We start from the raw sequence: 1,939 nt of genomic DNA on the forward strand, positions 1-1,939 counted from the left end.
AAAGAAAGAGATTCCCAGAAAAAGAAAGATACGAATGTATCTGTAAAGAAAGCGTTGAACGTTAGCGAAGACGCCCAAGAAACCCAGACAGCAGGGGCCTCAACGCCCAACGAGGGGGGAAAAGGCATATATGCCATCAGGGACAAAGCCGTCTCCGAGGTCGTAGCCCTAACGGGAGACCCAGGGAGTCTAAGGCGCTTTCAGCAGCTCTGGGAGATCTCAGAAGGGAAAGGGACGCTCGATGCCTGGAATGCAGCTCTACGAGCCACACGAAGGCGTCTGAGTAGCAATGCAAAGCAAGCCCTAGACCGCCCTGGAGCCTACTTTGACAAGATCTGCGTGGGGGAGCTGGAGAAGCGTGAAGTCTTTGTTCCCACCAACGCTGAGAAACAGGCTGATCTAGGGGTGGGCGATATCATCCGCCAAGGACTCTTCGGAGGTGAAGATAGACTTGGCGGGGAGGAAAGTCTCGTCGCTGATGAACAAAAGCCAGTACCGCAGGAGGTGACTATGGAGCCTCAGGAGGCGATCACAGAGGTGATTCCGCCGCCGCCAACGGCTTCCGAACTCGCCGCAGAGCTGGCTGCCTTGGAGAGCCAGGGTGGGGCACCCTACGAAGCCTTCCAGAGCTTTTGTGAGGCCGAACGAAAGCGCTATGAGGCACAAATCGGAAAGGTAAGCCCAACTAGCCGTGAGCGCCTCCTCGCCGTCTTTGATCGCCCAGAGAAGCGCAGGGAGCTGTACAAAAAGTGGAAGGCATCAGGCCAAATCCCATGACAAACCTATCCCCAGTGACGAATCTACGCTGCACTAAGAAACTCCTGGATCGCTTAAAGCTACCCGCCAAAAAAATTAAGTCTGGCACCCAGACAGAGTCAGATATCCCTACAGAATCAACGGCGAACCTGGGAGACTGGTACGCTACTTACCTGCCCCTAAGACCAAAGCACCTTATCCTAGCCATCAGCCAGAGGTGTCGCCTCGCTGTTCTACTGCCTGCAGCACCGCTCCAGACACTGGGGACGCGCTTTATGGAGGCGGTGCGGCAGCGCCTAGAAGCGCTCTGCATTGCTCCGGAAATTGTCGAGCAGGAGCTGGCTGCGATGGGCGAGCCACAGTTTGTTCCCACCGGCCCGGATCGCTGCCGCGCCACAATGGGAACCATGACCCAGTTCCTTCAAGTGATGGACTACAGCCTGGAGCGTCAGGAAGCTCCTGAGGAGATTGCCCTGTACTTGGGTCGCTACCTCGTGGGAATTACGGGGCAGAAGGACTACTTTCACCCGGAGACAGCCGCCCGCGAGCTCCTCGATCCCGCCACAGTGCTTGAGGAGTCGCGCTGGTCGCTCCAGCTTCGTGTGACGATTACAGAGTCAGACCCCCCTATCTGGCGTCGCTTGCTGGTTGCTGCATCTTTGAATCTGAACCAGCTTCATCACCTGATCCAGAGCGCTTTCGGCTGGCAGGACTGCCATCTCCACGAGTTTGTTATCGGCGAGGGCGAGGCGAAAGTAACCTACGGGACTCGCTACCAGTTTTCCTTAGAGCCTGGCGAGGGGCCGGATCGCAGTGGTAGAGCGTTGCGCCTCTATCGTGCCTTTCCCGAGGTGGGAAGCCGTTTGGTGTATGTCTACGATATGGGCGATAACTGGCGTCATGAGGTTGTGCTTGAGGAGCGTGTCGAATCCGGTGGGGGACGGCCCAAGTGCCTTTCTGGTGAGCGTTGTTGCCCTCCTGAGGACTGTGGGGGTATCTGGAGCTACCAGGAGGTTCTGGAGGCTCTAGGCGGTGGTTCTAGCTCTGTTTCTGGCAGTGAGCTATCCGAGTGGCTTGAGTGGGCTCGTCCTGGCTTCGACCCTGCCGCTTTCGACCTTGAGGCTACGAACAAGGGCCTGAGCTACTATTAATCTTGTCGCTACCAATAGTCAAATTAAGGAAG

At 56.7% G+C, this 1,939-nt stretch carries 2 protein-coding genes; both read left to right on the forward strand.

Features of this window, described 5'->3' with window-relative positions; all coding sequences use genetic code 11:
• The first annotated feature begins 54 nt into the window (after positions 1–54).
• The gene (locus tag ACH2EH_RS07260; RefSeq protein WP_395140327.1) at positions 55–777 is read left to right on the forward strand and encodes a hypothetical protein; all 723 of its coding nucleotides are present in this window, start codon (positions 55–57) and stop codon (positions 775–777) included.
• Positions 774–1,907 (forward strand): plasmid pRiA4b ORF-3 family protein, encoded by a 1,134-nt coding sequence (locus tag ACH2EH_RS07265; RefSeq protein WP_395140329.1) that lies wholly within the window; start codon positions 774–776, stop codon positions 1,905–1,907. The genes ACH2EH_RS07260 and ACH2EH_RS07265 overlap by 4 nt, the downstream gene beginning before the upstream one ends.
• The last annotated feature ends 32 nt before the right edge of the window (positions 1,908–1,939 follow it).

This window comes from Armatimonas sp., assembly GCF_043760365.1.
Taxonomy (GTDB): Bacteria; Armatimonadota; Armatimonadia; order Armatimonadales; family Armatimonadaceae; genus Armatimonas.